We start from the raw sequence: 24,986 nt of genomic DNA on the forward strand, positions 1-24,986 counted from the left end.
CGGCCGGTCACCTCGCGCCGGGCGCTTCGCGCGAGGCCCTGCGGCTCGGGACGATCCGGTCGATCAGCCCGTAGGCCAGCGCCGCCGGCGCGTCGAGGATCTTGTCCCGCTCGATGTCCGCCGCGACCCGCTCCCGGCTCTGCCCCGTGTGCCGAACGAGCATCTCCTCCAGGACCTCGCGGGTACGCACCAACTCCTCGGCCTGGATGACCAGATCGCTCGCCTGCCCCTGGATCGGCTCCGGGACCGACGGCTGGTGGATGAGGACGCGGGCCCCCGGCAGGGCGAGCCGCTTGCCCGGAGCTCCGCCGGCCAGCAGGACGGCCGCCGCCGACGCCGCCTGGCCGAGGCAGATCGTCTCGACGTCGCAGGTGACGAACTGCATCGTGTCGTAGATCGCGGTCATCGCGCCGAAGGAGCCGCCCGGGGAGTTGATGTAGAGCGAGATGTCCTGCTCGGGCGCCTGGTGTTCGAGGTACATGAACTGCGCCGTCACGTCGTTGGCCGAGGTGTCGTCGATCGGCGTCCCGAGGAACACGATCCGCTCGCTCAGCAGCTTCGAATACGGATCCAGCGTGCGGTGCCCGGCGCTGGTGCGCTCGGTGAACTCGGGCAGGACGTGGCGGGCGGACGGGCTGTCCATGGTGCGCGCCTCCTCTGGTCGACGTATGTAAAAAATGTACAGGACGTACGTCTCTGGGGGAGGGGGCCATGCTGAGAGCGAAAACGGCGGCGTCCCTGGACCGGGAGGCGGTCGGAGACTCCGTGCGCCGTCGGCCGGCGGGATCTTGCACCGCCCGGAGTGTCGGAGGCCCGGTCTAAGCTGGACGTCATGGCCTACGAGATTCCGGTGACGCAAGCCAGGGCTGAGCTCGCCGAACTGATCAACCGCGTCGTGTACGGCGGTGAGCGCGTCGTCGTGACGCGCCACGGGAAGCCCCTCGTCGCCCTGGTCTCCGCCGCCGACCTGGAGCGCCTCGAAAAACTTCAGGAGCCCGCCGACGAGCAGGTGATCAGCTCCCTGTCCAGCGTCCGCGACGTGGCGTCCGCGCCCCGCGAACGCCAGCGGTTCGGCATCGCCGCGGAGCACCGGGGGCCGAGCGCCTCGTAGTCGCTGACCCTCCCCTGCCGACCTGCCGACCTGCCGACCTGCCGACCTGCCGACGGACCGGCTGACCGCCGCCGGACGGTGGGACGGCTGCGACCAGGACCATGGCCGCCCACGGCGCGGTATGGCTACCGCAACCGCTCGGTATGCCGTATACGGTCCGGTCCCTGACGGCGTCGCGGCTTCCCGGTGTGTCGGCGTGGCCCGGCGAGATGAAACCGGGGAAGCGGGGCGGCCCCGCGCTCGTGACGGAGCCCGGCCGCCCGGCCCTGGAGGGAGCACAGGCTGGTTAACGTCCTCGAAACTCCGGCCAACTAGCGTGCCCATCCACGCCACCAGGGGTTTTGGTGGCTGCGGCCACCGGGCCCCGCACGGTCCGGAGCGAGGATGTGAGGTGGGACGCCGTGCAACTGACCCCGCACGAGCAGGAGAGGCTGCTGATCCATGTGGCCGCCGATGTCGCCGAGAAGCGCCGGGCCCGCGGACTGAAACTGAACCACCCCGAGGCCGTCGCCCTGATCACGTCGCACATCCTCGAAGGCGCCCGTGACGGCCGTACCGTCGCCGAGCTGATGTCCTCCGGGCGCAAGATCCTCACCCGGGACGACGTCATGACGGGCATCCCCGAGATGATCCACGACGTCCAGGTCGAGGCGACCTTCCCGGACGGCACCAAGCTGGTCACCGTCCACGACCCGATCGTCTGACGGGGGAGCGAGCGCCGTGATTCCCGGAGAGATCCTCTTCGCCGACGAGCCCGTCGTCTTCAACGAGGGCCGTGCGGTCACCCGACTGACCGTCCTCAACGCCGCCGACCGCCCCGTCCAGGTCGGCTCCCACTACCACTTCGCCGAGGCCAACCCCGGTCTGGAGTTCGATCGCGATGCCGCGCGCGGCAAGCGGCTCAACGTCGCCGCCGGCACCGCCGTGCGCTTCGAACCCGGGATCCCCGTCGACGTCGAACTCGTCCCGCTCGCCGGCGCCCGCGTGGTGCCCGGACTCCGCGGTGAGACCGGAGGTGCCCTCGATGCCTGAGATCTCGCGTGCCGCGTACGCCGATCTGTTCGGCCCCACCACCGGCGACCGTATCCGCCTCGCGGACACCGACCTGCTGATCGAGATCGAGGAGGACCGTTCCGGCGGGCCCGGACTCGCCGGTGACGAGGCGGTGTTCGGCGGTGGCAAGGTCATCCGGGAATCCATGGGCCAGGCGCGCGCTACGCGCGCAGACGGCACCCCGGACACGGTCATCACCGGTGTCGTGATCGTCGACCACTGGGGGATCGTCAAGGCAGACGTCGGCATGCGCGACGGCCGGATCTCCGGCATCGGCAAGGCCGGCAACCCGGACACCATGGACGGTGTCCATCCCGACCTGGTGATCGGTCCCGAGACCGAGATCATCGCGGGCAACGGGCGGATCCTGACCGCGGGCGCCATCGACGCCCACGTCCATCTGATCTGCCCGCAGATCGCCGACGAGGCGCTCGCCTCCGGCATCACGACACTCGTCGGCGGCGGCACGGGCCCCGCCGAGGGCTCCAAGGCGACCACTGTCACGCCGGGTCCCTGGCATCTGGCCCGGATGCTGGAGGCGATGGAGGGGTACCCGCTCAACTTCGGTCTGCTCGGCAAGGGCAACACCGTCTCGCACGACGCGATGCTGTCGCAGATCCGGGGCGGCGCGCTCGGCCTGAAGATCCATGAGGACTGGGGTTCGACGCCCGCCGCGATCGACGCCGCGCTCACCGTCGCCGACCGCACCGGCGTCCAGGTCGCCATCCACACCGACACCCTCAACGAGGCCGGGTTCGTCGCCGACACCCTCGCCGCGATCGCCGGACGCGGCATCCACGCGTACCACACGGAGGGTGCGGGCGGCGGGCACGCGCCGGACATCATGACCGTGGTCTCCGAGCCGCACGTGCTGCCCAGCTCCACCAACCCGACCCGGCCCTACACCGTCAACACCGCCGAGGAACACCTCGACATGCTGATGGTCTGCCACCACCTGAACCCGGCGGTGCCCGAGGACCTGGCCTTCGCCGAGTCCCGTATCCGGCCCTCGACCATCGGGGCCGAGGACATACTCCACGACCTCGGCGCCATCTCGATCATCTCCTCGGACTCCCAGGCCATGGGCCGCGTCGGCGAGGTCATCATGCGGACCTGGCAGACGGCCCACGTGATGAAACGGCGCCGGGGCGCGCTGCCGGGTGACGGCCGCGCGGACAACCATCGCGTACGTCGCTATGTCGCCAAATACACGATCAACCCTGCGCTCGCACAGGGCCTCGCCCGCGAGATCGGTTCCGTGGAGAGCGGCAAGCTCGCCGACCTGGTGCTGTGGCAGCCCGCGTTCTTCGGGGTCAAACCGCACCTCGTGATCAAGGGCGGCCAGATCGCCTACGCGCAGATGGGCGACGCCAACGCGTCCATCCCGACCCCGCAACCGGTCCTGCCCCGGCCGATGTTCGGGGCGATCGGGCGGGCCCCGGCCGCGAACTCGTTCAACTTCGTGGCACCGCTCGCCATCGAGGACGGGCTGCCGGAGAGGCTCTCCCTCGGCAAGCGGTTCGTGGCCATCGAGTCGACGCGGGCGGTGACCAAGGCCGACATGCGGGAGAACGACGCTCGGCCGGAGGTACGGATCGACCCCGACAGTTTCGCCGTGCACATCGACGGGGAGCTCGTCGAGGCGACTCCGGCCGCCGAACTGCCCATGGCCCAGCGTTACTTCCTCTTCTGATGTCCCGGGCAGCGCTTCTCGTCCTGGCCGACGGCCGCTTTCCCGCCGGAGGGCACGCGCACTCCGGCGGGGCCGAGGCGGCCGTCAAGGCCGGGCGGATCACCGGAGCGGCGACCCTGGAGGACTTCTGCCGGGGCCGTCTGCACACGACCGGACTCGTCGCGGCCGCACTGGCCGCGGCGGGCGCGCTCGGGTTCGATCCGGTGGCCCTGGACGCGGCCGCCGACGCGCGCACACCCTCGCTCGCGCTGAGGGTCACCGCGCGCCGGCTGGGGCGGCAGCTCATGCGGGCGGCCAGGGCGACCTGGCCCTCCGCCGAACTCGACGCGCTGGCACGGGAGTTCCCCAAGGGAGCTCATCAGCCGGTCGTACTGGGCGTGGCCGCGCGGGCTGCCGGACTGGGGCCCGAGGACGCCGCGTACTGCTCCGCGTACGAGTGTGTCGGCGGGCCGGCGTCGGCGACCGTGCGGTTGCTCAGTCTTGATCCGTTCGACGCGACAGCCGCGCTGGCCCGGCTCGCGCCGGAGCTGGACGTCGTCGCTCACGCGGCGGCGAGTGCGGCGCGGCGGGTCCTCGACGACGGGGTCGAGGCGCTGCCCGCGGCGTCGGCGCCGCTGCTGGAGATCAGCGCGGAGGCGCATGCGGCCTGGCCGGTACGTCTCTTCGCGTCGTAGCCGGCGCGGGCTTTCAGATCACCGTGAGCCTGCGGGCCTTCAGATCGCCGGGAACCTCGGACCTCTCGGACTCTGGGAGACCACGGGACTCCACAGCGCAGGGAATCTGCAGGACTTCACAGCGCAAGAAGTCCACGGGCCTTCGCGGCGCGGAGGTCCCGCAGGACTTCGCGTTCCAGGGGAGTCGACGGGTCTTCGCTTCGCGAGCGTCCACGGGTCTTCGCGTCGCAGGGAGTCCATGGGCCTTCGCGTCGCGGAGATTCCGCGGGGCTCCGCGTCACAGCGAACCCGCGGGGCAGCCGCCGTCGCACTCGGCCACCCCTTTACCCCCACCCTTCCCGGAGGTGTCGGTCCCACTCGATCCGTCAGGGGACTCATAACCTCCGGGGCAGCCGTCCCCGCAACCCCGCCACCGGCCCCGAAAGGCCTGGTCCGCCCACCACGGACAGGCCGTCTCGTGCCGGCGCGGACCGAACGAAGTTGGAGCCGTACCGTGCATCTCGACCACACTCACGAGGGACCGTCCGCGATCAGCGCCGATGCCCACCGGCCCGACGGCTCGCGCCGTGCCCTGCGGATAGGGCTCGGTGGCCCCGTCGGTTCCGGGAAGACAGCCACCGTCGCCGCGCTCTGCCGGGCGCTGCGCGACGAGCTGTCCCTCGCCGTCGTCACCAACGACATCTACACCCGCGAGGACGCCGAGTTCCTGCTGCGGGAAGCGGTGCTGCCGCCCGAGCGGATCACCGCCGTCGAGACGGGCGCCTGTCCGCACACCGCGATCCGCGACGACATCTCCGCGAACCTCGAAGCGGTCGAGGACCTGGAGGACGAGATCGGGCCGCTGGATCTGATCCTCGTCGAATCCGGCGGCGACAACCTCACGGCGACCTTCTCCAAGGGGCTGGTCGACGCGCAGATCTTCGTGATCGACGTCGCGGGCGGGGACGACATCCCGCGCAAGGGCGGGCCCGGTGTCACGACGGCCGACCTGCTCGTCGTGAACAAGACCGACCTGGCGCCGTACGTCGGGTCCGATCTGGGCCGGATGGCGGCCGACGCCAAGACGCAGCGGGCCGAACTTCCCGTGGTCTTCCAGTCGTTGCGCACCGAGGGCGGGGTCACGGCGGTCGCCGGCTGGGTGCGGGAACGACTCGCGGCGTGGACGGCATGACGACGGCGGGACTGCGCGCCACCGCGCGGATCGAGGCCCGGGACGACGGCCGCGGCGGGACCTCGCTGCCGGTACTGGACGGGGAGGGGCCGCTCGCCCTGCGCCGGATCCGGGGCAGCGGGTCCGAGGCGCGCGTGATGCTGGTCGGGGCGATGAGCGGACCGCTCGGCGGCGACCACCTCACCGTCGAGGCGCGTATCGGTGCGGGCGCGCGACTGCGGGTCGGCTCGGCCGCAGCCACCATCGCCCTGCCCGGACAGGCCAAGGGCGAGGCCCGCTACGACGTGATCCTGGATGTCGCCGACGGTGGTGAACTGTCGTGGCTGCCGGAACAGTTGATCTCCGCCGGCGGAAGCGACCTGTCCGTCTCCTCGCGTGTCGACCTCCGGGGCGGCGCCCGGCTCGTGTTCCGGGAGGAGCAGGTTCTCGGGCGCGTGGGTGAGGAACCCGGACGGCTCACCAGTCGTCTCACCGTGCGGCTCGACGGACGGGCCCTGCTCGACCAGGAGTTGGCGTGCGGTCCCGGTGCGCCCGGCGGCTGGGACGGGCCCGCTGTCCTCGCGGGACATCGGGCACTGGGACAACTCGTCGTCGTACGACCGGAGTTCGAGCAGGAGGTGCCGTCGGCGCGACTGCTGGGCGAATACGCGGCGCTCAGCCCGCTCGCCGGGCCCGCCGTGCTCGTGACGGCGCTCGCGCCCGACGCGCTGCTCCTGCGGCGGGTGCTCGACGAGGCGCTGCGCGAGCTCACTTGACCCAGATGATGTGACGTCAACTGCCCTTGATCGAAGGCCGATTCACAACAGATTCACCGCTCAACGGAACAACCCGTACCGTCTATCGGATTAGTAAAGAACACCGGTCACATCTGTTCTCAGGGACCTCACAGCGGCAAGGATCCCCCGTATCAATCGCAACGATGTACGGGGAGGTCCCAACTTGAGGTCCAAGAGACCTACGAGACGGGTGGCAGCGCTCGGTTCGGCCGGAGCGCTCGTCACGGCGACCCTGATAGCCGGAGCCGTCGCGGCCCCGTCGGCCACCGCCGACTCGCGGCACGGTCAGAGCCGCGAGCAGCGCGGAGCGGCCATCGCCGCCGAGCGGGCCGCCAAGGCCGGGATCGACTGGCAGGACTGCCCGGCGGACTGGGGCTTCGAGAAGCCGATCCAGTGCGGCTGGGTCAGCGTGCCGCTGGACTACGCCCACCCGAACGGCAAGCAGATCAAGCTGGCCGTGGACCGCATCGGGAACACCGGCACCAAGGAGGAGCGCCAGGGCGCGCTCGTCTACAACCCGGGCGGCCCCGGTGGTTCGGGCATGCGCTTCCCGCGCCGTGTCACCACCAAGAACCCGCTGTGGGCGAACACCGCCAAGGCGTACGACTTCGTGGGCTTCGACCCGCGCGGTGTCGGCCACTCGGCGCCCATCTCCTGCATCGACCCGCAGGAGTTCGTCAAGGCGCCCAAGGCGGACCCGGTCCCGGACTCCGAGGCCGAAAAGCGTGCCCAGCGCAAGCTGGCCGCCGAGTACGCGGACGGCTGTGCCGAGCGCAGCGGCAAGGCCGTGCTGGCGCAGATGACCACGCCCAACACGGCGCGCGACCTGGACGTCATCCGGGCCGCGCTCGGTGAGAAGAAGCTCAACTACCTGGGCGTCTCGTACGGCACGTACCTCGGCGCCGTCTACGGCACGCTCTTCCCGGGGCACGTCCGCCGCATGGTCGTCGACAGCGTCGTCAACCCGTCGCGCGAGAACATCTGGTACCAGGCGAACCTGGAGCAGGACATCGCCTTCGAGGGCCGCTGGAAGAACTGGGAGGACTGGGTCGCCAAGAACGACGCCACCTTCCACCTCGGCGACACCCGCGCCAAGGTGCAGGACCAGTGGCTGAAGCTGCGCGCCACCGCGAAGAAGAGCCCGCTGGGCGGCGTCGTCGGCCCCGCCGAGCTGATCTCCTTCTTCCAGAGCGCCCCGTACTACGACTCCTCGTGGGTACCGGTCGCCTCGGTGTTCAGCAAGTACGTCGCCGGTGACACCCAGGCGCTCGTCGACGCCGCGGCCCCCGACCTGACCGACACGGCCGGCAACATCTCCTCGGAGAACGGCAACGCCGTGTACACGGCCGTCGAGTGCACCGACGCCCAGTGGCCCACCAGCTGGAGGAAGTGGGACCGGGACAACACGCGGCTCCACGCGCAGTATCCCTTCATGACCTGGGCGAACGCGTGGATGAACCTGCCGTGCGCCACCTGGCCGGTCAAGCAGCAGACCCCGGTGAACGTGAAGACCGGCAAGGGTCTGCCGGCCGTTCTCATCGTGCAGTCCACGAACGACGCCGCCACGCCGTACGCCGGAGCCGTCGAGCTGCACAAGCGGTTCAAGGGCTCCCGCCTGATCACCGAGCAGGGCGCGGGCTCGCACGGTGTGACCGGTCTGGTGAACCCGTGCATCAACGGGCGGGTGGACTCCTACCTGCTCACCGGCAGGACGGACGCCGCCGACGTGACGTGCACCCCGCACGCCACTCCGCAGCCGTAGTCCCTGTCGCATGAGGGGGCGGCCGGTCCGACCGGCCGCCCCCTCACTCGTCCCTGTCGCGGGCCCTGCCCGGTGCTCGGCTCAACTCAGCGGCATCCGGGGGAACTTGCGGCCCGCCTCCGCCTTCTCCGCGGCCTCCTCCGCCTTGACGACGGCCGCGTACCGGTCGACGTACTCCTGCTCGGAGAGGCTCAGGATCGCGTACATGATCTCGTCGGTGATGGCGCGCAGGATGGCCTTCTCGCTCTCCATCCCGGCATAGCGCGAGAAGTCGAGAGGCTTGCCGAAGCGGATCACCACGGGGTGGATCCGGGGGAGCTTCCTGCCCGGCGGCTGGGCCTCGAAGGTGCCGATCATCGCGCAGGGGATGACCGGGGCCTGGGCCCGCAGGGCCATGACCGCGACGCCCACCTTGCCCTTGTAGAGCCGTCCGTCGTGGGAGCGGGTGCCCTCGGGATAGATGCCGAGCAGCTCGTCCTTGCGCAGCACGCCGAGCCCCTCGCGGATCGCGGCCTGCCCCGCCTCCTTGCCGGAACGATCCACCGGGATCTGTCCGACGCTGCGGAAGAAGGCAGCCGTCAGCCGCCCCTTGATGCCGGGCCCCGTGAAGTACTCGGCCTTCGCGAGGAAGGTGATCCGGCGCTTCAGGATCGCCGGCATCAGGAAGTGGTCCGCGAAGGACAGGTGGTTGCCGGCCACGATGGCCGGGCCCGACGACGGTATGTGCTCAAGGCCCTCGATCCGAGGCCGGAAGACCAGTCTCAACAGTGGACCCAGAAGCACATATTTGAGCACGTAATAAAACACTGGGGCGCTCCTCATTTCCCCCGGGGAGCGATCAGTGTAGGCGCGGCCGTCGCCGGGCGTAACCAGTGCGGTGTCACTCTCTGTGGCCTCTTGGCCGGTATCAGACCCCTTGCGTCAGCACTTTCTCAAGAGCACCGAGAGCCGACAGGAGTTCCTCGGCCGTGATGGTGAGCGGCGGCGCCAGACGGATGGTCGAGCCGTGCGTGTCCTTGACCAGAATCCCCTCGTCCATCAGGCCCTGGCTGATCTCGCGGCCCGTGCCGATGGAGGGGTCGATGTCGACGCCCGCCCACAGCCCGCGCGCGCGAAAGCCCTCGACACCCCGGCCCACCAGGGCCGTCAGCCCGTCCCGCAGCAGGACACCCAGCTCGGCCGCCCTGCGCTGGTACTCGCCGGTCTCCAGCAGCCCGACGACCGCCGAGCCGACCGCCGCGGCCAGCGGATTGCCGCCGAAGGTGGAGCCGTGTTCACCCGGGCGCAGCACCTCCATCACGTCCCGGCGTCCGACGACCGCGGAGACCGGCACGATGCCGCCGCCGAGCGCCTTGCCGAGCAGCAGCAGGTCGGGGACGACCGACTCGTGTTCCACCGCCAGAGTGGTGCCGGTACGCCCGAGGCCGGACTGGATCTCGTCCGCGACGAACAGACAGCCGGTGCGGCGGGTGAGCTCGCGGACGCCGGCGAGATAGCCGTCGTCCGGGATGACCACGCCCGCCTCGCCCTGGATGGGTTCGAGCAGCACCGCGGCCGTCGTCTCGTCGATCGCCGCTTCGAGCGCGGCCAGGTCGTTGTACGGCACGACCCGGAAGCCGGGCGTGAAGGGGCCGAAGCCGGTGCGGGCCGTCTCGTCGGTGGAGAAGCTGACGATCGTGGTGGTCCGGCCGTGGAAGTTGTCCGCCGCCACCACGATGGTGGCCCGGTCGGGCTCGACGCCCTTCACCTCGTACGCCCATTTGCGGGCCACCTTGATGGCGCTCTCCACCGCCTCCGCGCCCGTGTTCATCGGCAGGACCATGTCCAGGCCCGTCAGCTCGGCCAGGGACTCGGCGAATCCGGCCAGCCTGTCGTTGTGGAAGGCCCGCGAGGTGAGGGTGAGCCGGTCGAGCTGGCGGTGCGCCGCCTCGATCAGCACCGGGTTGCGGTGGCCGAAGTTGAGGGCAGAGTAGCCCGCCAGCATGTCGAGATAGCGGCGGCCCTCTACGTCCTCGACCCAGCTGCCCTCGGCGTGGGCGACGACCACGGGCAGCGGGTGGTAGTTGTGCGCCAGGACGGGAGCCTCGGCCCGGATCAGTTCTTCGGAGCTGCGCGAACCGGCGACGGCGGACGCAGTCGTACGGGCGGGAGCGGTCATGAACGGATCTCCTGAGTGCAGCACTTGATGCCGCCGCCGGCCTTCTGGAACTCCGAGAGGTCGACGGGGACGGGGACGTAGCCGTGGCGGACGAGCTGGTCGGCGAGGGCCTCGGCGCGCGGCGCGATGAAGACGTGGCGGCCGTCGGAGACGGAGTTGAGGCCGAAGGCGAAGGCGTCATCGCGGGTCGCCAGCACGGCGTCCGGGAACAGGCGGGTCAGCACCTCGCGGCTGCCCGGCGAGAACGCCTCCGGGTAGTACGCGATGTTGTCGTCGTCGAGGACGAAGAGCGCGGTGTCCAGGTGGTAGAAGAGCGGATCGACCAGCTGAAGGCTGATCACCGGGACGCCGAAGAACTCCTGGACCTCGCGATGGGCCTCGGGCGTCGTGCGGAATCCGGTACCCGCGAGGACGTACCGGCCCGTCGGGACGAGATCGCCCTCGCCCTCGCACACCGACTCGGGGCGGTAGACGTCGAAACCGGCCGCCTTGAACCAGGTCTCGTACGCGGTGGACTCGGGGCGGCGTTCGGGCGCGTGGAAGGACGAGCCGAAGACACGGCCCTCCAGGACGAGCGCGCAGTTCGCGGCGAAGACCATGTCGGGAAGGCCGGGGACCGGTTCGACGGAGTCGACGGTGTGGCCGTGCGCGCGATAGGCGCTGATCAGCGCCTGCCACTGATCGCGCGCGAGATCGACGTCCACGGGGGTGTCGGGACGCATCCAGGGGTTGATCGCGTACTGCACGGCGAAGTGTCTGGGTTCGCAGACGAGAAAGCGCCGAGGGCGCGGCACACGGCTGTCGGGCACAGAGAGGTTCCTCCGCTTCCTGCGGTGTCGGCTGATGGGATGCCTCCACGGTAAGAAGCGGGGGATACGGACGACAAGCGACGAGAGCTGCGCGTATACGCAGTACTGCTGCGTGATCGGCAGGTTCAGCGCACGTTTCCTGCGTCGTCCGGAGCTGCGTGCGTCGCCCCGGCCTCCGGAGCCTCGGGCAGCAGATGGGACAGCACCATGTAGCTGATCGTCTTCCGGATGAACGGTTCCACCCGGATGCGCTCCAGCACCTCCTCGAAGTGCTCCACATCGACGGCCCGTACATGCAGCAGCGCGTCCGCGCCCCCGGTCACCGTCATCGCCGCCGTGATCTCCGGATGGTTGCGCATCACCTCCGCGAGCCGCCGGGGCGGCGCCGCGCCCTCGCAGTACACCTCGACGTACGCCTCCGTGCGCCAGCCGAGCGCCGCGGGCTTCACCGTGGCCGTGAACCCGGTGATCACACCCGTCTCGCGCAGCCGGTCGACGCGGCGCTTGACCGCCGTCGCGGACAGCCCGATCGCCGCACCGATCTCCGCGAAGCTCGTCCTGGCATTGGCCATCAGAGCCGTGGTGATCTTCCGGTCGAGCTCGTCGAACATCGCGGGCTTGCTGTTCATGGCGGCACTGTATCCAGCGACGGCCTCCACCCGGCCGGAGACGACGCCGGGGACAACGTCCACCTCCCGCACATGTCCAGCCGTGCGAATCGCTCTTACACTCCACTCTCATGCTGCGCGCGCTCGCCGTCGACGACGAACAACCGTCCCTCGAAGAACTCCTGTATCTGCTGAACGCCGATCCCCGGGTCGGCAGCGCCGAGGGAGCGAGCGACGCGACCGAGGCGCTGCGCCGGATCAACCGGGCCCTGCAGTCCGGACCCGGCGGGCCCGAGGCGATCGACGTCGTCTTCCTCGACATCCACATGCCCGGCCTGGACGGGCTCGACCTGGCCCGGCTGCTCGGCGGGTTCGCCCAGCCGCCGCTCGTCGTGTTCGTGACCGCCCACGAGGGCTTCGCCGTACAGGCCTTCGACCTCAAGGCCGTCGACTACGTCCTGAAACCCGTACGCCGAGAACGGCTCGCCGAGGCGGTCCGGCGGGCCGTCCAACTGCGCGACACCGCACCCCTGATCCCCGTCCACGAGCCCGACCCCGACCACATATCCGTCGAACTCGGCGGAGTGACCCGCTTCGTGGCCGTCGAGGAGATCACCCACGTCGAGGCCCACGGCGACTACGCCCGGCTGCACACCGCGCAGGGCACCCACCTGGTGCGGATCCCGCTCTCCACCCTCGAAGAGCGCTGGCGCTCGCGCGGCTTCGTCCGTATCCACCGGCGCCACCTCGTCGCGTTGCGCCACATCGGCGAACTCCGCCTGGACGCGGGCACGGTGAGCGTCCTCGTCGACTCCGTCGAACTCCAGGTAAGCCGCCGTCACGCCCGCCAACTGCGCGATCTGCTGCTGCGCCGGACCACGAGCTGAGGAGGACGGCGTGCCCCAGGACCCCACCGAACGCCGCGTGGTCGTCACCGGAGTGCCCCGGCGCACCCGCCGGACGTCCGGCTACTACCGGCCGCGCACCGAGATCGACGAACAGACCACCCTCGGCCACACCTACGTCCGCTCCCTGATGCGCAGTCAACTTCGGGTGGCGCTCGTCGTGTTCGCCGTCCTGGTGCTGCTCGTCGGACCGCTGCCGCTGGTCTTCGCCGCGATGCCGGACGGCGCGACCCTGGAATGGGCCGTCCTCGGCTTCTGTGTGTACCCGCCGCTCGTGCTGCTCGCCCGCTGGTACGTACGCCGGGCGGAGCGCAACGAGAAGGACTTCGTGCGCCTGGTCGAGGACCGCTGAACCGTGAACGAGAACTACTCCGTTCCCGCCGTCGCCCTGGTCGTCGTGGCGACCGTCCTGGTCGGCGCGTTCGGGCTGCGTATCTCCCGGACCACCTCCGACTTCTACGTCGCCTCGCGCACCGTCGGCCCCCGGCTCAACGCGGCCGCGATCAGCGGCGAGTACCTCTCCGCCGCCTCCTTTCTCGGCATCGCGGGCCTGGTCCTCGTCCAGGGACCCGACATGCTCTGGTACCCCGTCGGCTACACCGCGGGCTATCTCGTCCTGCTCCTCTTCGTCGCGGCACCGCTGCGCCGCTCCGGCGCCTACACCCTGCCCGACTTCGCGGAGGCGCGACTCGGCTCCCAGGCCGTGCGGCGGCTCGCCGGGGCGTTCGTCGTCGGCGTCGGCTGGCTCTATCTGCTGCCCCAACTTCAGGGTGCGGGACTGACGTTGGCGGTACTGACCGACGCACCCGACTGGTTCGGCGGGGTCCTCGTCGCCGTCGTCGTGGTGGCCACGGTCGCCGCGGGCGGCATGCGCAGCATCACCTTCGTACAGGCCTTCCAGTACTGGCTCAAGCTCACCGCCCTGCTGGTCCCCGCGCTCTTCCTGGTCCTCGCCTGGCAGTCCCACGGCGCCCCCCGCGACGCCTTCGACGAACCCCCGACCTTCCGCGAACAGCGCCTCGTCCAGATCGACGCCACACTCGACCTGAAGCTGTCCCGGCCGCTGACCGTCACCGCGACGGGCACCGTCGACGGCCGCCGGTACGAGGACACGCGCGTCCGACTCCCGCAGGGCGCCCACCACATCGAGAGCGGCACCCGGCTGACCTTCGACCGGGGCGACCCGGTCCCGGCGGCCGACCGCGGCAGCAACAGCCCCATGTCGACCTCGCTGGCCGCCGGACGGGAGGAACGCCCGCTGTACGCGACCTACGGGCTGATCCTCGCCACTTTCCTCGGCACGATGGGGCTGCCCCACGTGGTCGTCCGCTTCTACACCAGCCCGCACGGCGTCGCCGCCCGCCGCACCACCGTCGCCGTCCTCGGCCTGATCGGCGCGTTCTACCTCCTGCCGCCCGTCTACGGAGCGCTGGGCCGGCTGTACGCCCCCGAACTCAGCCTCACCGGCGACGCGGACGCCGCCGTCCTCCTGCTGCCCGACCGGATGATCGGCGGAGTCGGCGCCGACCTCCTCGGGGCGCTCGTCGCGGGCGGCGCCTTCGCCGCGTTCCTGTCGACCGCGTCCGGTCTGACCATGGCGGTCGCGGGTGTGCTCACCCAGGACGTGCTGCCCTCCCGCGGCGTACGGCACTTCCGGCTCGGCACCGTGCTGGCGATGGCGGTGCCGCTCGGCGCCAGCGTGCTGGTGGGCGGGCTGCCCGTCGCCGACGCGGTGGGACTCGCGTTCGCCGTGTCCGCCTCCTCCTTCTGCCCGCTGCTGGTGCTGGGCATCTGGTGGCGGCGGCTCACCCCGCCGGGGGCGGCGGCCGGGATGCTCGTCGGCGGCGGCGCGGCCCTCGTAGCCGTCGCCGCGACCATGGCCGGCTATCCGGGCATGGGGTCGCTGCACGCGCTGCTCGCCTGGCCGGCACTGTGGTCGGTGCCGCTCGGCTTCGTGACGATGGTGCTGGTGTCCCTGGCCACCGCGACCCGCGTACCGGCCGGGACGGCGGCGATCCTCGCCCGCTTCCACCTCCCGGAGGAACTCACGGACGGCCAGGTCCGCGCGGCGGTCAGCGGGACGGCGAGCGCGGCGGCGGGCGCGAAGGAGTCCGGGGTATGAGGGATTCCGCCGACGGAGCGCGAGGCGAGGAGTGTTCGCCGGGGTGGGGCTGGGGCGGCGGCTTCCGAGGGAGCCGCGCGCGTGCGGCTGTACGGGCGGGGTGGTGACAGGGGTGCGTGGTGAGGGGTGTGCGCCGGGCGTGGGCCAGGGTCGAGGGCAGGGGTGGCGGTTGCCGGGGACGGGCAGGGGTGGCGGTCGCCGGGGCGGCTCCGCGGGCGCGCTTTTGCGGTGGGGTGGTGACCGGGGTGCCTGGTGATGGGTTGTTGCCGGAGGCGCGGCAGGGGTGGCGGTTGCCGGGGCGGGTGTTCGGGGGCGGCCTCGTGGGCGGGGCGGTGACCGGGTGAGTGGCTTTCTCGCCGGGCTCTGTGTCGCCGTACTCCCCTTGCTGGCGGCCGGCTTCTGGCTCGGCAGGCGCACCGCACGGCCCGAGAGCCTCGGCGGACTCGGCACCCCGGTCGAGCACGCCACCTTCCAGACCCTGCACACCGCCTCGCTGGCCGCGCCCCCGCTGCGCGCGGGACTCACCGAGGAGACGGCCCGCCGCTCCGCCCGGCGGCTGCGCACCCTGCTCGGCACCGACGCGCTGTGCCTCACCGACCAGGACACGGTCCTCGCCTGGGACGGCGTCGGCGCCCACCACCGTACCGAGATCATGGAACGGCTCGGCGGCCCGCTGGAAACCGGCCGTGGCGAGGCTTTCCAGCTGACCTGCGACGAGCCCGACTGCCCCCTGCGCTGGGCCGTCGTCGCCCCGCTCACCGTCGACGAACGCGTGCACGGAGCGCTCGTCGCCTGCGCACCCCGCGAGTCGGCGGTCCTCGTACGCGCCGCGGGCGAGGTCGCGCGCTGGGTCTCCGTCCAACTGGAGCTCGCCGACCTCGACCAGTCCCGGACACGGCTGATCGAGGCCGAGATCAAGGCACTGCGCGCCCAGATATCCCCGCACTTCATCTTCAACTCGCTCGCCGTGATCGCCTCGTTCGTCCGCACCGACCCGGAGCGGGCCCGCGAACTCCTTCTGGAGTTCGCCGACTTCACCCGCTACTCGTTCCGCAGGCACGGCGACTTCACCACGCTCGCCGACGAACTCCACGCCATCGACCACTACTTGGCGCTCGTCCGGGCCCGCTTCGGGGAGCGGCTGTCCGTCACCCTGCAGATCGCGCCCGAGGTCCTGCCGGTCGCGCTGCCCTTCCTCTGCCTTCAGCCCCTGGTGGAGAACGCCGTCAAACACGGCCTCGAGGGCAAGACCGACAAGAGCCACATCAGCATCACCGCGCAGGACGCGGGCGCCGAGGCGCTGGTCGTCATCGAGGACAACGGCACCGGCATGGACCCCGAGCGGTTGCGCCGCATCCTGTCCGGTGAGGTGAGCCCCTCCGGGGGGATCGGGCTCTCCAATGTCGACGAGCGGCTGCGCCAGGTGTACGGCGACGATCACGGCCTCGTCATCGAGACCGCGATGGGGGCGGGAATGAAGATCACCGCCCGGCTCCCCAAGTACCAGCCGGGCGTGCACTCGGCGGCACGGCGACCCCGGCAATGACCGGCGGAGGCCGGCCGGCCGGGGCCCGGCGAGAAGAGTGAGCGAAACGGCGGGCCGGGATCAGGTGCCGCGTGACACCACCATCCCCAGCGTGATCAGGCCGAGCACGACCCAGCCGAACCACAGCCAGCCGTTACTGCCCAGTGCCACCGTGTAGGCCGTCACCACGACGAGCCCGCCCACGGTGAGGACCCCCATCGCCTTCGTCGTACCCGGCATCCCAGCACCCTCCTCCAGGCGGGTCCGCGACGCGGGCCGTGGCCTTTGGGGCCATTTTCACCCGGAGGGAGGCGGTTCGCCAGGGCCGCGCGGACTACCGCGCTCCCCGCGGCGGGCGTCGCCCCTTCTCGATGAAGCAGACCACCAGGTAGTACGGCTCGGCCCACACACCCGTACTGCGCACCCCATGACTCCAGTGGGTGGCGGAGTCGAAGTCGTACAGGTCCGGTGGCGCGTCGACCGCGCACTGGTCGTTCGCCTGTTCCAACGGGTCCGTCCCGGGCCGGTAGACGGTGAGGTGAGTGATCTCGACGACCTCTCCGACCGGCTTCTTGTCGCAGGCGACCAGCTCGAAGTGCGTACTGACCCGGGCCTCGCCGCTCACATGGCCCAGACAGTCGCCCCGCTGCATCTGGGTCGCGTCCGTGAAGGTCATCCCGTACAGGCGGAGATCCCCGAGCGGCCCGAACACCGGGCCGTGCCGGCCCGCGAGCAGGCACGCGACGGTACCGCCCGTGGTGTCGAAGCCCTCTCGGGTGGGCACGACGGCCATGCTCCTGACGTTCCAGGCGAGCTTGTCGGCGGTGTCCTCGGTCTTCTCCTCGCACCGGCGCGAGCCGTCGCGGCGGGCCGCCTCGAACGAGGGTGCCTTGTACACCGCCATGACCTGCGCGTCGGGGCTCTCGTCGTGACAGCTGGGATCCAGCCGCAGCCGTGGCACGGTGGCGGTCTTCCACAGGGACGGCTCACCGTAGACGCAGTCGCCCCGGTGCAGCGGTTCGACGAGCCCGACCGTGGCGCCGTACGGCAGCCGGGCCGCCCGGTGCGCCCCCGCGTACCAGACCACCCCGGCCATCAGGCCGAGCGCGAGCAGCACCGCGGCCACGGCTTGCAGGGCGCGGGGCCGCTTCCGCCGTCGCCGCCCCGACGGCCCGGGGACCGGGGAGGGCGGTGCTCCGTGCCAGGGCGGTCCGAAGCCCTGCCCGTGTTCCGGCCGCGGTCCACCCGGCGCCGAACGGTCGAACTCCTGTCGCGGCAGCGGGGTGTACGAGCCGTCGGCACGGCCGGTCGGCGCGTACGGACCCGGTCCCCGGCCCGCTGCCCCCACCGCCCCCGCCCCCGCCGTTCCTGCGGTCCCGGCCGGCCCCGCCGCGCGCGGGCCCGCGGCGGGGGAGGCAGGCGAGTGGCCACCGGGTAGCGCCGCGCCCTGGTCCTGGGCCGGGCCGTACCCGGTGGCGGGCTCCGCCTGCGGATGGGCGCCCGGCAGGGCCCGGCTCCGGTCTCCCGCCGGTCCGAACACGCCCGGAGGACCGTCGGACGTGACGAGACCCGCCCAGGGGGGCTGCGAGCCCAGGTCGAGACGGGTCGGCGGATGGGGCTGGGGTGTGAGGATCCGGGCCAGCGCCGCCGCCGTGTCCTCGGCGGAGAGCCGCAGGGCGGGATCCTTGACCAGCAGCGCCTCGACGACCGGCCGCAGCGCCCCGGCCCGTCGTGGCGGCGGGGCCTCCTCCAGGACCACGGCCGTGATCGCCGCGAGATCGGTGTCCCGGTCGAACGGTCCGTGGCCCTCCACCCCGAAGTACAGGGTGCAGCCCAGTGAGAACAGGTCGGCGGCCGCCGTCGGCGGACCGCCCGTCGCCCGCTCCGGGGCCAGATAGCCGGCCGTGCCCACCAGTACGGACGTCTGGGTCCAGCGGGTCTCCAGGGAGTCGGGCTGGACCGAGATCCCGTAGTCGGTGAGCAGAATGCGGGCGCCCGGGCTCCCCGTGCGGTCCGGGGCCAGCAGGATGTTCGCGGGCTTCACGTCCCGGTGCATGATGCCGCGCTCGTGCCCGGCGGTCAGGGCGTCGAGGACCGCGATGCCGATACGGGCGCACGCGTCGGGGGCGAGCGGACCGCGCCGGGTGAGCCAGTCGCGCAGATCCTCCGCACCGGCCACGTACTCCATCACGATCCACGGCAGGCCCTCGTGCTCCAGGACGTCGTGGACCGTCACGACGTGCGGATGCCCTCGCAGCACCGCCGCGTGCCGGGCCTCGGCGCGGGCCCGCGCCGTCCGGGACTCGTACTCCGCACCGCTCTCCGGGATGTCGCGGAACCTGATCTCCTTGAGCGCGACCTCGCAGTCGAGCCGCTGGTCGTGCGCGAGCCACACGTGTCCCATCCCGCCCGACCCGACCTGGTCCACGAGGAGATAACGCCCGGCGATGATCCGGCCCACCCCCGACTGCGGTGCCCCCGGCGCCATCAGGCCGCCCCCTCCGCGGAGGAGGACGGGCCGACGGAGTCACCGACGCTCCCGGAGGCGGCCGAGCCGGATTCACCGGCACTGGTTTCGCCGGTGGGTCCGGTGCTGGTTGTGCCGGTGGTGGTTTCGCCGGTGGGTCCGGTAGTGGTGGCGCCCGTGCTGGTTTCGCCGGTGGGTCCGGTGCTGGTTGTGCCGGTGGTGGTTTCGCCGGTGGGTCCGGTAGTGGTGGCACCCGTGCTGGTTTCGCCGGTGGGTCCCGTGGTGGTTGTGCCGGTGGTGGTCTCACCGGTGGGTCCCGTGGTGGTTGCGCCCGTGCTGGTCTCACCCGTGGGTCCCGTGGGTCCCGTGGGTCCCGTGGTCGTTTCGCCCGTGCTGGTCCCACCGGTGGGTCCGGTAGTGGTTGTGCCCCTCGTCGTCTCGCCGCTGTCGGCGCCCGCGCTGGATTCACCGGGTCCCGCGCTGGATTCACCAGGTCCCGGGCTGGACCGGTCCGGGCTCGGCGTCCGCCCGCCGGTGTCCGGGGGAGCGCTCGATGTCTCGCCGGCGCCCGGATCGGACACGAACAGCGTGACCGGCGCGCCCCACTCCAGGGGACTGCCCTCGACGGGCTGGGAGGAGGTGACCCGGGCGTCGTCCGAGGGCAGCGAGCCGCCGCCGATCGCGAGGGCCAGCCCCACGTCCGTCAGCCGTCCGCTCGCCTCGGCGAACGTCAGGCCCGTGACCTGCGGAACGGTCGTCTCCGCGTGCGGGTCGAAGGGTGTGTCGTCCTCGCCCTCCGTGCCGAGCGGGCGCGTGATCCCCCGGTCGGGGTTCTCGACGTCCACGAGCCGGAGCCGGTCGATCCGCGCCTTCCCCGGTGGCGGTTCGACGACGACGATCCGGTCCTGCCGATATCCGGACCATTTCCTGTTGCCGTTCTGGAACCGCACCGAGGTCTTTTGGGTGGTCACCTTGGACGGACGCAGGGGATTACCGCAGGAGCACTTCACCGCGGGCAGCCCCTGACGGTCGACCAGAACGGCGATTCCGGCCTGGAGCAAGGCGTCGAAGGGGACGGCCTTGCCGTGTTTGTACTCGTGATTCGTCACGAGGGTGTCGTGGCGCAGGACAACGGGTGTGAGTCGATCGATATATCCGGAGATCTGGTCCGGCCGGATATTCAGGATGCGCGCCCATTCCCGCGCCTTGGCGGAGTTCTTGGGGGCCGTGAGGAATTTCTTGAGCTTCGCGACGGCACAGGTGCCGGGCTGCGCCGAGCCTCCGAAGTCGGGGGTGGGTTCACCGGACTCGTGCGGTCCGGGCGTGGCGTGGTTCCCGCCCTGCCCACCGGCACCGTCGTGTCCGCCGGGTGTCCCGCCGGGAGTGCCGCCGTACAGCCCGGGGCTGTTGCTGGCCTGCACTCCGCCGATCGGCCGGGCCTGCGGTGTGTCGGTGGTGTCCCGCCCGAGGGTGCCGTCCTCCTTGAAGAAGGGATTGGCCTGGGAAACCCCCGCGGCCACGGCACGTATGGCGAACAATTGATCGGATTTGCTGCACCCGCTGATTACCAGGACGGAAACCAGCAGTAAAGCCATCCTGCGGGCTGCCGATAATCCGGCCCTTCGCATGGACGCGCGAAATGTCATGACCGCTCCCCCTCGCGGTTTCCCCCTGGACCCCGCGAACCGAAGACCGGGCGCGGAGCTTCGCGTCCATGCTACTGAATGGAAATGCCTTTCACGCAAGCGCGAATGACGCGGTTAATTCAGCGACCGCGTGCGTTGAGTGAGGCCAGATAGGCGTTGTAGGCCTCGAGTTCCTTGTCGCCGTCGCGGTCCGCGGCCCGGTCCTGGCGCTTGGCCTGCCGCTGCTCGGAGCCGTACCACTGGAAGAGCAGCGCGAGCAGGACGAGGACGGAGGGGATCTCACTGAACGCCCAGGCGATGCCGCCCGCGGCGGTCTGGTCGGCGAGCGCGTCGATGCCGAGGGAGGCCGACGGATTCTTGTACGACTCGACCATCGGCTGCGAGGCCATCATCAGCGCGATGCCGAAGAACGCGTGGAACGGCATGCCCGCGAACAGCTCCAGCATCCGCATCAGATAGCCGGGGCGGTGCGGGCCCGGGTCCACGCCCATGATCGGCCAGAAGAAGACCAGTCCGACGGCGAGGAAGTGGCACATCATCACGACATGGCCCGTCGTGGAGCCCATCAGGAAGTCGAAGATGGGGGAGAAGTACAGCGCGTACAGGCTCGCGATGAACATCGGGATGGTGAACGCCGGGTGCGTGACGACGCGCATGTACCGGCTGTGCAGGAACATCAGCAGCAGTTCGCGCGGCCCCTTGTCGCCCCGCTTCGCCGCGACCGGCAGCGCGCGCAGCGCCAGCGTGATCGGTGCCCCGAGCAGGATCAGGATCGGCGACAGCATGCTGATGACCATGTGCTGCACCATGTGGACGCTGAACATGACCATGCCGTAGTCGTTCAGCCGGGTGCAGGTGACGAGCAGTACGGTCAGCACGCCGATGAAGAACGAGGCCGTCCGGCCCCACGACCACGCGTCGCCGCGCCGTGCGAGCCGCACGACACCCCAGCCGTACAGCCCGAGGCCGAGCAGGCAGGCGATGAGGAAGAACGGGTCCGGGGACCACACGAGCCCCCGCCCCAGCGTGAACGGCGGCAGATCCATGGTCATGCCGTGCCCGCTGTGATCCATCCGCCGGCTCCTGTTTCTGGGGATACCTCCCAGGCCCTTTTAAGGCACTGGGGGAGGTTGTGCGCTGTCTGTCCGCACCAGAGTAGAACCGCCCCCGGCCGCCGCTGCGACCGGGGGCGGTTCCAGCTCCGTACGTCTCAGAGCACGCACTCCGCCTCGGCGTACCGCTCGTCCGGAACCGTCTTCAGGGTCTCGACCGCCTCCGCGAGCGACACCATCACGATGTCGGTCCCGCGCAGCGCGGTCATCTTCCCGAACTCGCCCCGGTGCACGGCCTCCACGGCGTGCCACCCGAAGCGGGTCGCGAGCACACGGTCGTACGCCGTCGGTGTACCGCCGCGCTGCACGTGCCCGAGGATGACCGGCCGGGCCTCCTTGCCGAGCCGCTCTTCCAGCTCGATGGAGAGCTGCCGGGCGATGCCCGCGAAGCGCTCGTGGCCGTAGATGTCCTTGCCGCCCTCGTCGTACTCCATCGAGCCCGTGCGGGGCTTCGCGCCCTCGGCGGCGACGACGATGGCGAACCGCTTGCCGGCCTCGAACCGCTCGCCGACCTTCGCGGCCAGCTCCTCGATGTCGAAGGGCCGCTCCGGTACGACGATGGCGTGGGCGCCCGCGGCCATGCCGGAGTGCAGCGCGATCCAGCCGGTGTGGCGGCCCATGACCTCCACGATCAGCACACGCTGGTGGGACTCGGCGGTGGTCTTCAGCCGGTCGAGGGCCTCGGTCGCGACACCGACGGCGGTGTCGAAGCCGAAGGTGACGTCCGTGACCGCGATGTCGTTGTCGATGGTCTTCGGCACGCCGACGATCGGCAGGCCGCCGTCCGACAGCAGACGGGCCGCCTTGAGCGTGCCCTCGCCGCCGATCGGGATGATCGCGTCGAGCCCGAGGTCCGCCACGTGGCCCTTCGCCCGCTCCACGCCGTCACGCAGATGCGCGGGCTGGACCCGGGAGGAGCCGAGCATGGTGCCGCCGCGAGCCAGGATTCCGCTCACCGCGTCGAGGTCGAGCTTGAGGTAGTCGCACTCCAGGAGACCCTTCCAGCCGTCCCGGAAGCCGATGACCTCGTCGCCGTGGTCGACGACGGCACGGTGTACGACCGACCGGATGACGGCGTTCAGGCCGGGGCAGTCGCCGCCGGACGTGAGGACACCAATGCGCATAGCCCGAAATACCTTCTCAACGTGGGCCGGGGACCGGACCACGTTGTCCGGCGAGGATCCCCGCCACCCTACCGGCGGGAGGGGGCCGGGCCGTACCGTGCGTCCGCCTGCTGGACGCACCCGCTCACCTGTGCGGATGCGGTTTCAGACGGGCTCCGGAGAGGGCCGTGCGGAACCCTTCCTCCCGGCGGAAACGGTCCTTCCCGGGAAACGCGAAGAGGAACCGTTCCTCCTTGAGAAACGGTTCCTCTGGCCCGCCGAGCGGGCCGGACCTACGCGGGCTGCTGGGCGGACGCGATGCGCTCGGTGCGCAGCGCCTCGTACCAGCGGTCGTCGATCGGCGGCAGCGCGTTCACGTCGAGGGCCAGCTTCAGCAGCAGGTCCGCGATCTGCGGATTGCGGGCGAGTACGGGCCCGTGCATGTACGTACCGAACACGGTGTCGTTGTACGCGCCCTCGGTGCCGTCGCCCGTGCCGTTGCCCTTGCCGAGCCGCACGTTCGCGAACGGGCGGGCGGTGGGCCCGAGATGGGTGACGCCCTGGTGGTTCTCGAACCCGGTCAGCTGGGGCAGGCCGAGCCGCGGGTCGATGTCCGCGAGGACGTCGCCGACGCACCGCTCGCCCTCGCCACGCGTGGAGACCACGTCGAGCAGGCCGAGGCCCGGCTCGCGCTGGCCGAGGTCGTTGATGAACTCGTGCCCGAGGATCTGGTAGCCGGCGCAGACGGAGAAGACGATCGCGCCGTTGCCGACCGCGCGGTGCAGACCGCCGTCGCGGCGCAGCCGCTCCGCGGCGAGCCGCTGCGGCCGGTCCTCGCCGCCCCCGATGAGGTAGATGTCGCCGGAGGTGGGGATCGGCTGGTCGCTGCGCACGTCCACGCGGGCCACGTCGAGACCGCGCTGACGGGCCCGGCGCTCCACGACGAGGGCGTTGCCCTGGTCGCCGTAGGTGCTCAGCAGGTCCGGATAGATCCACACCAGACGCAGGCTGTTGTCACTCATTCTCTTCGTCCTCCGTGGCTCAGTTGCCGACACGACGCCTCAAGTCCTGGAATGCGGTGTAGTTCGCGATGACCTCGATGCGTCCGGGCGGCGCCAGCTGCACGGCCTGGTCGAGGTTCTCGCAGACCTGGAACTGCTGGTTGGCGACTTCGAGGCGCACGGCGAGGTCCAGCTTGCGGTCGCCGAGAACGAAGATCGGGTGCCCGGTCAGGCGGGTGTAGTCGACGTCCCACAGCCAGGAGGTGTCGGTGCCGTCGGCGCCGCGCGCGTTCACCGACAGGATGACCGGGGTCGGCGGCGGGTCGATCAGGGAGAAGGTCTCCAGCCAGCCCGCGGGGTTCTTGGCGAGCAGCAGACGCAGGTCGCGCTGCATGAACTGCACCACGTCGTAGCGTCCGGCCACCGCCTGCACCTTGTACATGCGCTCCAGGGCGACCTGCGGCGGCACCCCGAAGACGGCGGCCACGGCGGCCGACGAGGCGGCGTTGGCCTTGTTGGCGCGGCCCGGCAGCTGGAGGTGGATCGGCCAGGCGGAACCGTGCGGGTCGAGGACGTGGTCCCCGGAAAGGGCCCAGGTCGGCGTCGGACGGCGGAAGCCGCAGTCGCCGCAGAACCAGTCGTCGCCGGGGCGCTGCATCACACCGCCGCAGGACGGGCAGGACCAGGCGTCGTCCTTCCACATCTGACCGGCCGCCACCCACATGACGTTCGGCGAGGAGGACGCGGCCCAGACCACCAGCGGGTCGTCCGCGTTGGCGACCACGACGGCCTTGGAACCGGCCAGCCCCTCACGCCAGTGCTCGGCCATCATCCGAGTCTCGGCGGCCCGGTCGAGCTGGTCGCGCGAGAGGTTCAGCAGCGCGATGCACTTCGGGTCGGTGTCACGTGCCACACCGGAGAGGTACTTCTCGTCGACCTCGATGACCGCGAACTTGGCGTCCGAACCCCCGGCGAGCGCCGAGGTGATGCCCGCGGGCATGTTGGCGCCGAGCGCGTTGGACACGACCGGGCCCGCGGCGCCGAGCGCTTCCGCGATCAGCCGGGTGGTCGTGGTCTTGCCGTTGGTCGCCGACACCAGGATCACGTCCAGGTGTGTGGCCAGCCTCGCCAGCAGGTCGGGGTCGAGCTTGAGCGCCACCCGGCCGCCGATCACCGATCCGCTGCCGCGTCCGGCGGCTCGCGAGACGGCAGCCGCCGCCTTGCCCGCCGTCACGGCCAGCTTGGCCCGCGGCGACAGCGGGTCCGAGTTGCCTGACATCGATTCTCGAT

At 71.1% G+C, this 24,986-nt stretch carries 24 protein-coding genes; 12 read left to right on the forward strand and 12 right to left on the reverse strand.

All coding sequences use genetic code 11. The features are described from left to right. Positions 1-7 precede the first annotated feature (7 nt). Complete coding sequence (locus ABZX90_RS19410) at positions 8-643, reverse strand: ATP-dependent Clp protease proteolytic subunit (RefSeq protein ID WP_351126984.1); 636 nt, start codon at positions 641-643, stop codon at positions 8-10. 189 nt (positions 644-832) lie between these two features. Between ABZX90_RS19410 and ABZX90_RS19415 the strand changes: the two genes are divergently transcribed. From ABZX90_RS19415 to ABZX90_RS19450, 8 genes are all read left to right on the forward strand, one after another. Beyond that, positions 833-1,111: a type II toxin-antitoxin system Phd/YefM family antitoxin gene (locus ABZX90_RS19415; protein ID WP_351126986.1), complete on the forward strand. Its 279-nt coding sequence runs from the start codon at positions 833-835 to the stop codon at positions 1,109-1,111. Between the two features lie 401 nt (positions 1,112-1,512). After that, positions 1,513-1,815, forward strand: coding sequence for an urease subunit gamma (locus tag ABZX90_RS19420; RefSeq protein WP_326789136.1), 303 nt, complete (start codon positions 1,513-1,515; stop codon positions 1,813-1,815). A 16-nt stretch (positions 1,816-1,831) separates the two neighbouring features. Further along, positions 1,832-2,143: an urease subunit beta gene (locus ABZX90_RS19425; RefSeq protein WP_351126989.1), complete on the forward strand. Its 312-nt coding sequence runs from the start codon at positions 1,832-1,834 to the stop codon at positions 2,141-2,143. After that, positions 2,136-3,857 (forward strand): urease subunit alpha, encoded by a 1,722-nt coding sequence (locus ABZX90_RS19430; protein ID WP_355206347.1) that lies wholly within the window; start codon positions 2,136-2,138, stop codon positions 3,855-3,857. Before ABZX90_RS19425 ends, ABZX90_RS19430 begins: the two co-directional genes overlap by 8 nt. After that, positions 3,857-4,531: an urease accessory UreF family protein gene (locus ABZX90_RS19435; RefSeq protein WP_351126993.1), complete on the forward strand. Its 675-nt coding sequence runs from the start codon at positions 3,857-3,859 to the stop codon at positions 4,529-4,531. Before ABZX90_RS19430 ends, ABZX90_RS19435 begins: the two co-directional genes overlap by 1 nt. A gap of 493 nt (positions 4,532-5,024) precedes the next feature. Next, positions 5,025-5,702 (forward strand): urease accessory protein UreG, encoded by a 678-nt coding sequence (ureG, locus tag ABZX90_RS19440; RefSeq protein WP_355206350.1) that lies wholly within the window; start codon positions 5,025-5,027, stop codon positions 5,700-5,702. Next, positions 5,699-6,457, forward strand: coding sequence for an urease accessory protein UreD (locus tag ABZX90_RS19445; protein ID WP_355206602.1), 759 nt, complete (start codon positions 5,699-5,701; stop codon positions 6,455-6,457). Before ureG ends, ABZX90_RS19445 begins: the two co-directional genes overlap by 4 nt. A 184-nt stretch (positions 6,458-6,641) precedes the next feature. Further along, positions 6,642-8,240, forward strand: a complete 1,599-nt coding sequence (locus tag ABZX90_RS19450) for an alpha/beta hydrolase (protein WP_355206353.1) — start codon at positions 6,642-6,644, stop codon at positions 8,238-8,240. Positions 8,241-8,321: 81 nt separating this feature from the next. Here ABZX90_RS19450 and ABZX90_RS19455 read toward each other — a convergent pair whose 3' ends face one another. From ABZX90_RS19455 to ABZX90_RS19470, 4 genes are all read right to left on the reverse strand, one after another. Continuing rightward, on the reverse strand, positions 8,322-9,047 hold the full coding sequence (locus ABZX90_RS19455; RefSeq protein ID WP_351126999.1) for a lysophospholipid acyltransferase family protein: 726 nt from the start codon (positions 9,045-9,047) through the stop codon (positions 8,322-8,324). A gap of 100 nt (positions 9,048-9,147) precedes the next feature. Further along, positions 9,148-10,398, reverse strand: a complete 1,251-nt coding sequence (rocD, locus tag ABZX90_RS19460; protein WP_351127001.1) for an ornithine--oxo-acid transaminase — start codon at positions 10,396-10,398, stop codon at positions 9,148-9,150. Beyond that, positions 10,395-11,207 (reverse strand): dimethylargininase, encoded by an 813-nt coding sequence (gene ddaH / locus ABZX90_RS19465; protein WP_351127002.1) that lies wholly within the window; start codon positions 11,205-11,207, stop codon positions 10,395-10,397. Before ddaH ends, rocD begins: the two co-directional genes overlap by 4 nt. A 125-nt stretch (positions 11,208-11,332) precedes the next feature. Further along, positions 11,333-11,836 (reverse strand): Lrp/AsnC family transcriptional regulator, encoded by a 504-nt coding sequence (locus ABZX90_RS19470; RefSeq protein WP_355206358.1) that lies wholly within the window; start codon positions 11,834-11,836, stop codon positions 11,333-11,335. Between the two features lie 110 nt (positions 11,837-11,946). Here ABZX90_RS19470 and ABZX90_RS19475 point away from each other — a divergent pair, with 110 nt between their 5' ends. The 4 genes from ABZX90_RS19475 (at position 11,947) to ABZX90_RS19490 (ending at position 16,388) form a co-directional block, all read left to right on the forward strand. Then, positions 11,947-12,702, forward strand: a complete 756-nt coding sequence (locus tag ABZX90_RS19475) for a response regulator transcription factor (protein ID WP_351127006.1) — start codon at positions 11,947-11,949, stop codon at positions 12,700-12,702. A gap of 10 nt (positions 12,703-12,712) precedes the next feature. After that, positions 12,713-13,072 (forward strand): hypothetical protein, encoded by a 360-nt coding sequence (locus ABZX90_RS19480; RefSeq protein WP_351127007.1) that lies wholly within the window; start codon positions 12,713-12,715, stop codon positions 13,070-13,072. A 3-nt stretch (positions 13,073-13,075) separates the two neighbouring features. After that, entirely contained in the window at positions 13,076-14,842 is a 1,767-nt protein-coding gene (locus ABZX90_RS19485; RefSeq protein WP_355206362.1) for a cation acetate symporter, read from the forward strand. A gap of 340 nt (positions 14,843-15,182) precedes the next feature. After that, entirely contained in the window at positions 15,183-16,388 is a 1,206-nt protein-coding gene (locus ABZX90_RS19490; protein WP_351127011.1) for a histidine kinase, read from the forward strand. Between the two features lie 60 nt (positions 16,389-16,448). Here ABZX90_RS19490 and ABZX90_RS19495 read toward each other — a convergent pair whose 3' ends face one another. From ABZX90_RS19495 to ABZX90_RS19525, 7 genes are all read right to left on the reverse strand, one after another. Then, positions 16,449-16,607, reverse strand: a complete 159-nt coding sequence (locus tag ABZX90_RS19495) for a hypothetical protein (protein WP_351127013.1) — start codon at positions 16,605-16,607, stop codon at positions 16,449-16,451. Positions 16,608-16,701: 94 nt separating this feature from the next. Beyond that, a complete protein-coding gene (locus ABZX90_RS19500; protein WP_355206366.1) occupies positions 16,702-18,855 on the reverse strand; it encodes a serine/threonine-protein kinase in 2,154 nt (717 codons plus the stop codon). Further along, entirely contained in the window at positions 18,855-20,354 is a 1,500-nt protein-coding gene (locus ABZX90_RS19505) for a PASTA domain-containing protein (protein ID WP_355206369.1), read from the reverse strand. The genes ABZX90_RS19500 and ABZX90_RS19505 overlap by 1 nt, the downstream gene beginning before the upstream one ends. A 245-nt stretch (positions 20,355-20,599) precedes the next feature. Continuing rightward, complete coding sequence (locus ABZX90_RS19510) at positions 20,600-21,553, reverse strand: cytochrome c oxidase assembly protein (RefSeq protein ID WP_355206372.1); 954 nt, start codon at positions 21,551-21,553, stop codon at positions 20,600-20,602. Between the two features lie 137 nt (positions 21,554-21,690). Beyond that, entirely contained in the window at positions 21,691-22,716 is a 1,026-nt protein-coding gene (locus tag ABZX90_RS19515; RefSeq protein ID WP_351127021.1) for a 6-phosphofructokinase, read from the reverse strand. 272 nt (positions 22,717-22,988) lie between these two features. Beyond that, complete coding sequence (locus tag ABZX90_RS19520) at positions 22,989-23,717, reverse strand: glutamine amidotransferase (protein WP_266756009.1); 729 nt, start codon at positions 23,715-23,717, stop codon at positions 22,989-22,991. 19 nt (positions 23,718-23,736) lie between these two features. Beyond that, the gene (locus tag ABZX90_RS19525) at positions 23,737-24,975 is read right to left on the reverse strand and encodes a MurT ligase domain-containing protein (RefSeq protein ID WP_351127023.1); all 1,239 of its coding nucleotides are present in this window, start codon (positions 24,973-24,975) and stop codon (positions 23,737-23,739) included. Positions 24,976-24,986 lie beyond the last annotated feature (11 nt).

Origin of the sequence: Streptomyces sp. NPDC002935, from assembly GCF_040611295.1 — a bacterium.
Classification (GTDB): Bacteria; Actinomycetota; Actinomycetes; order Streptomycetales; family Streptomycetaceae; genus Streptomyces.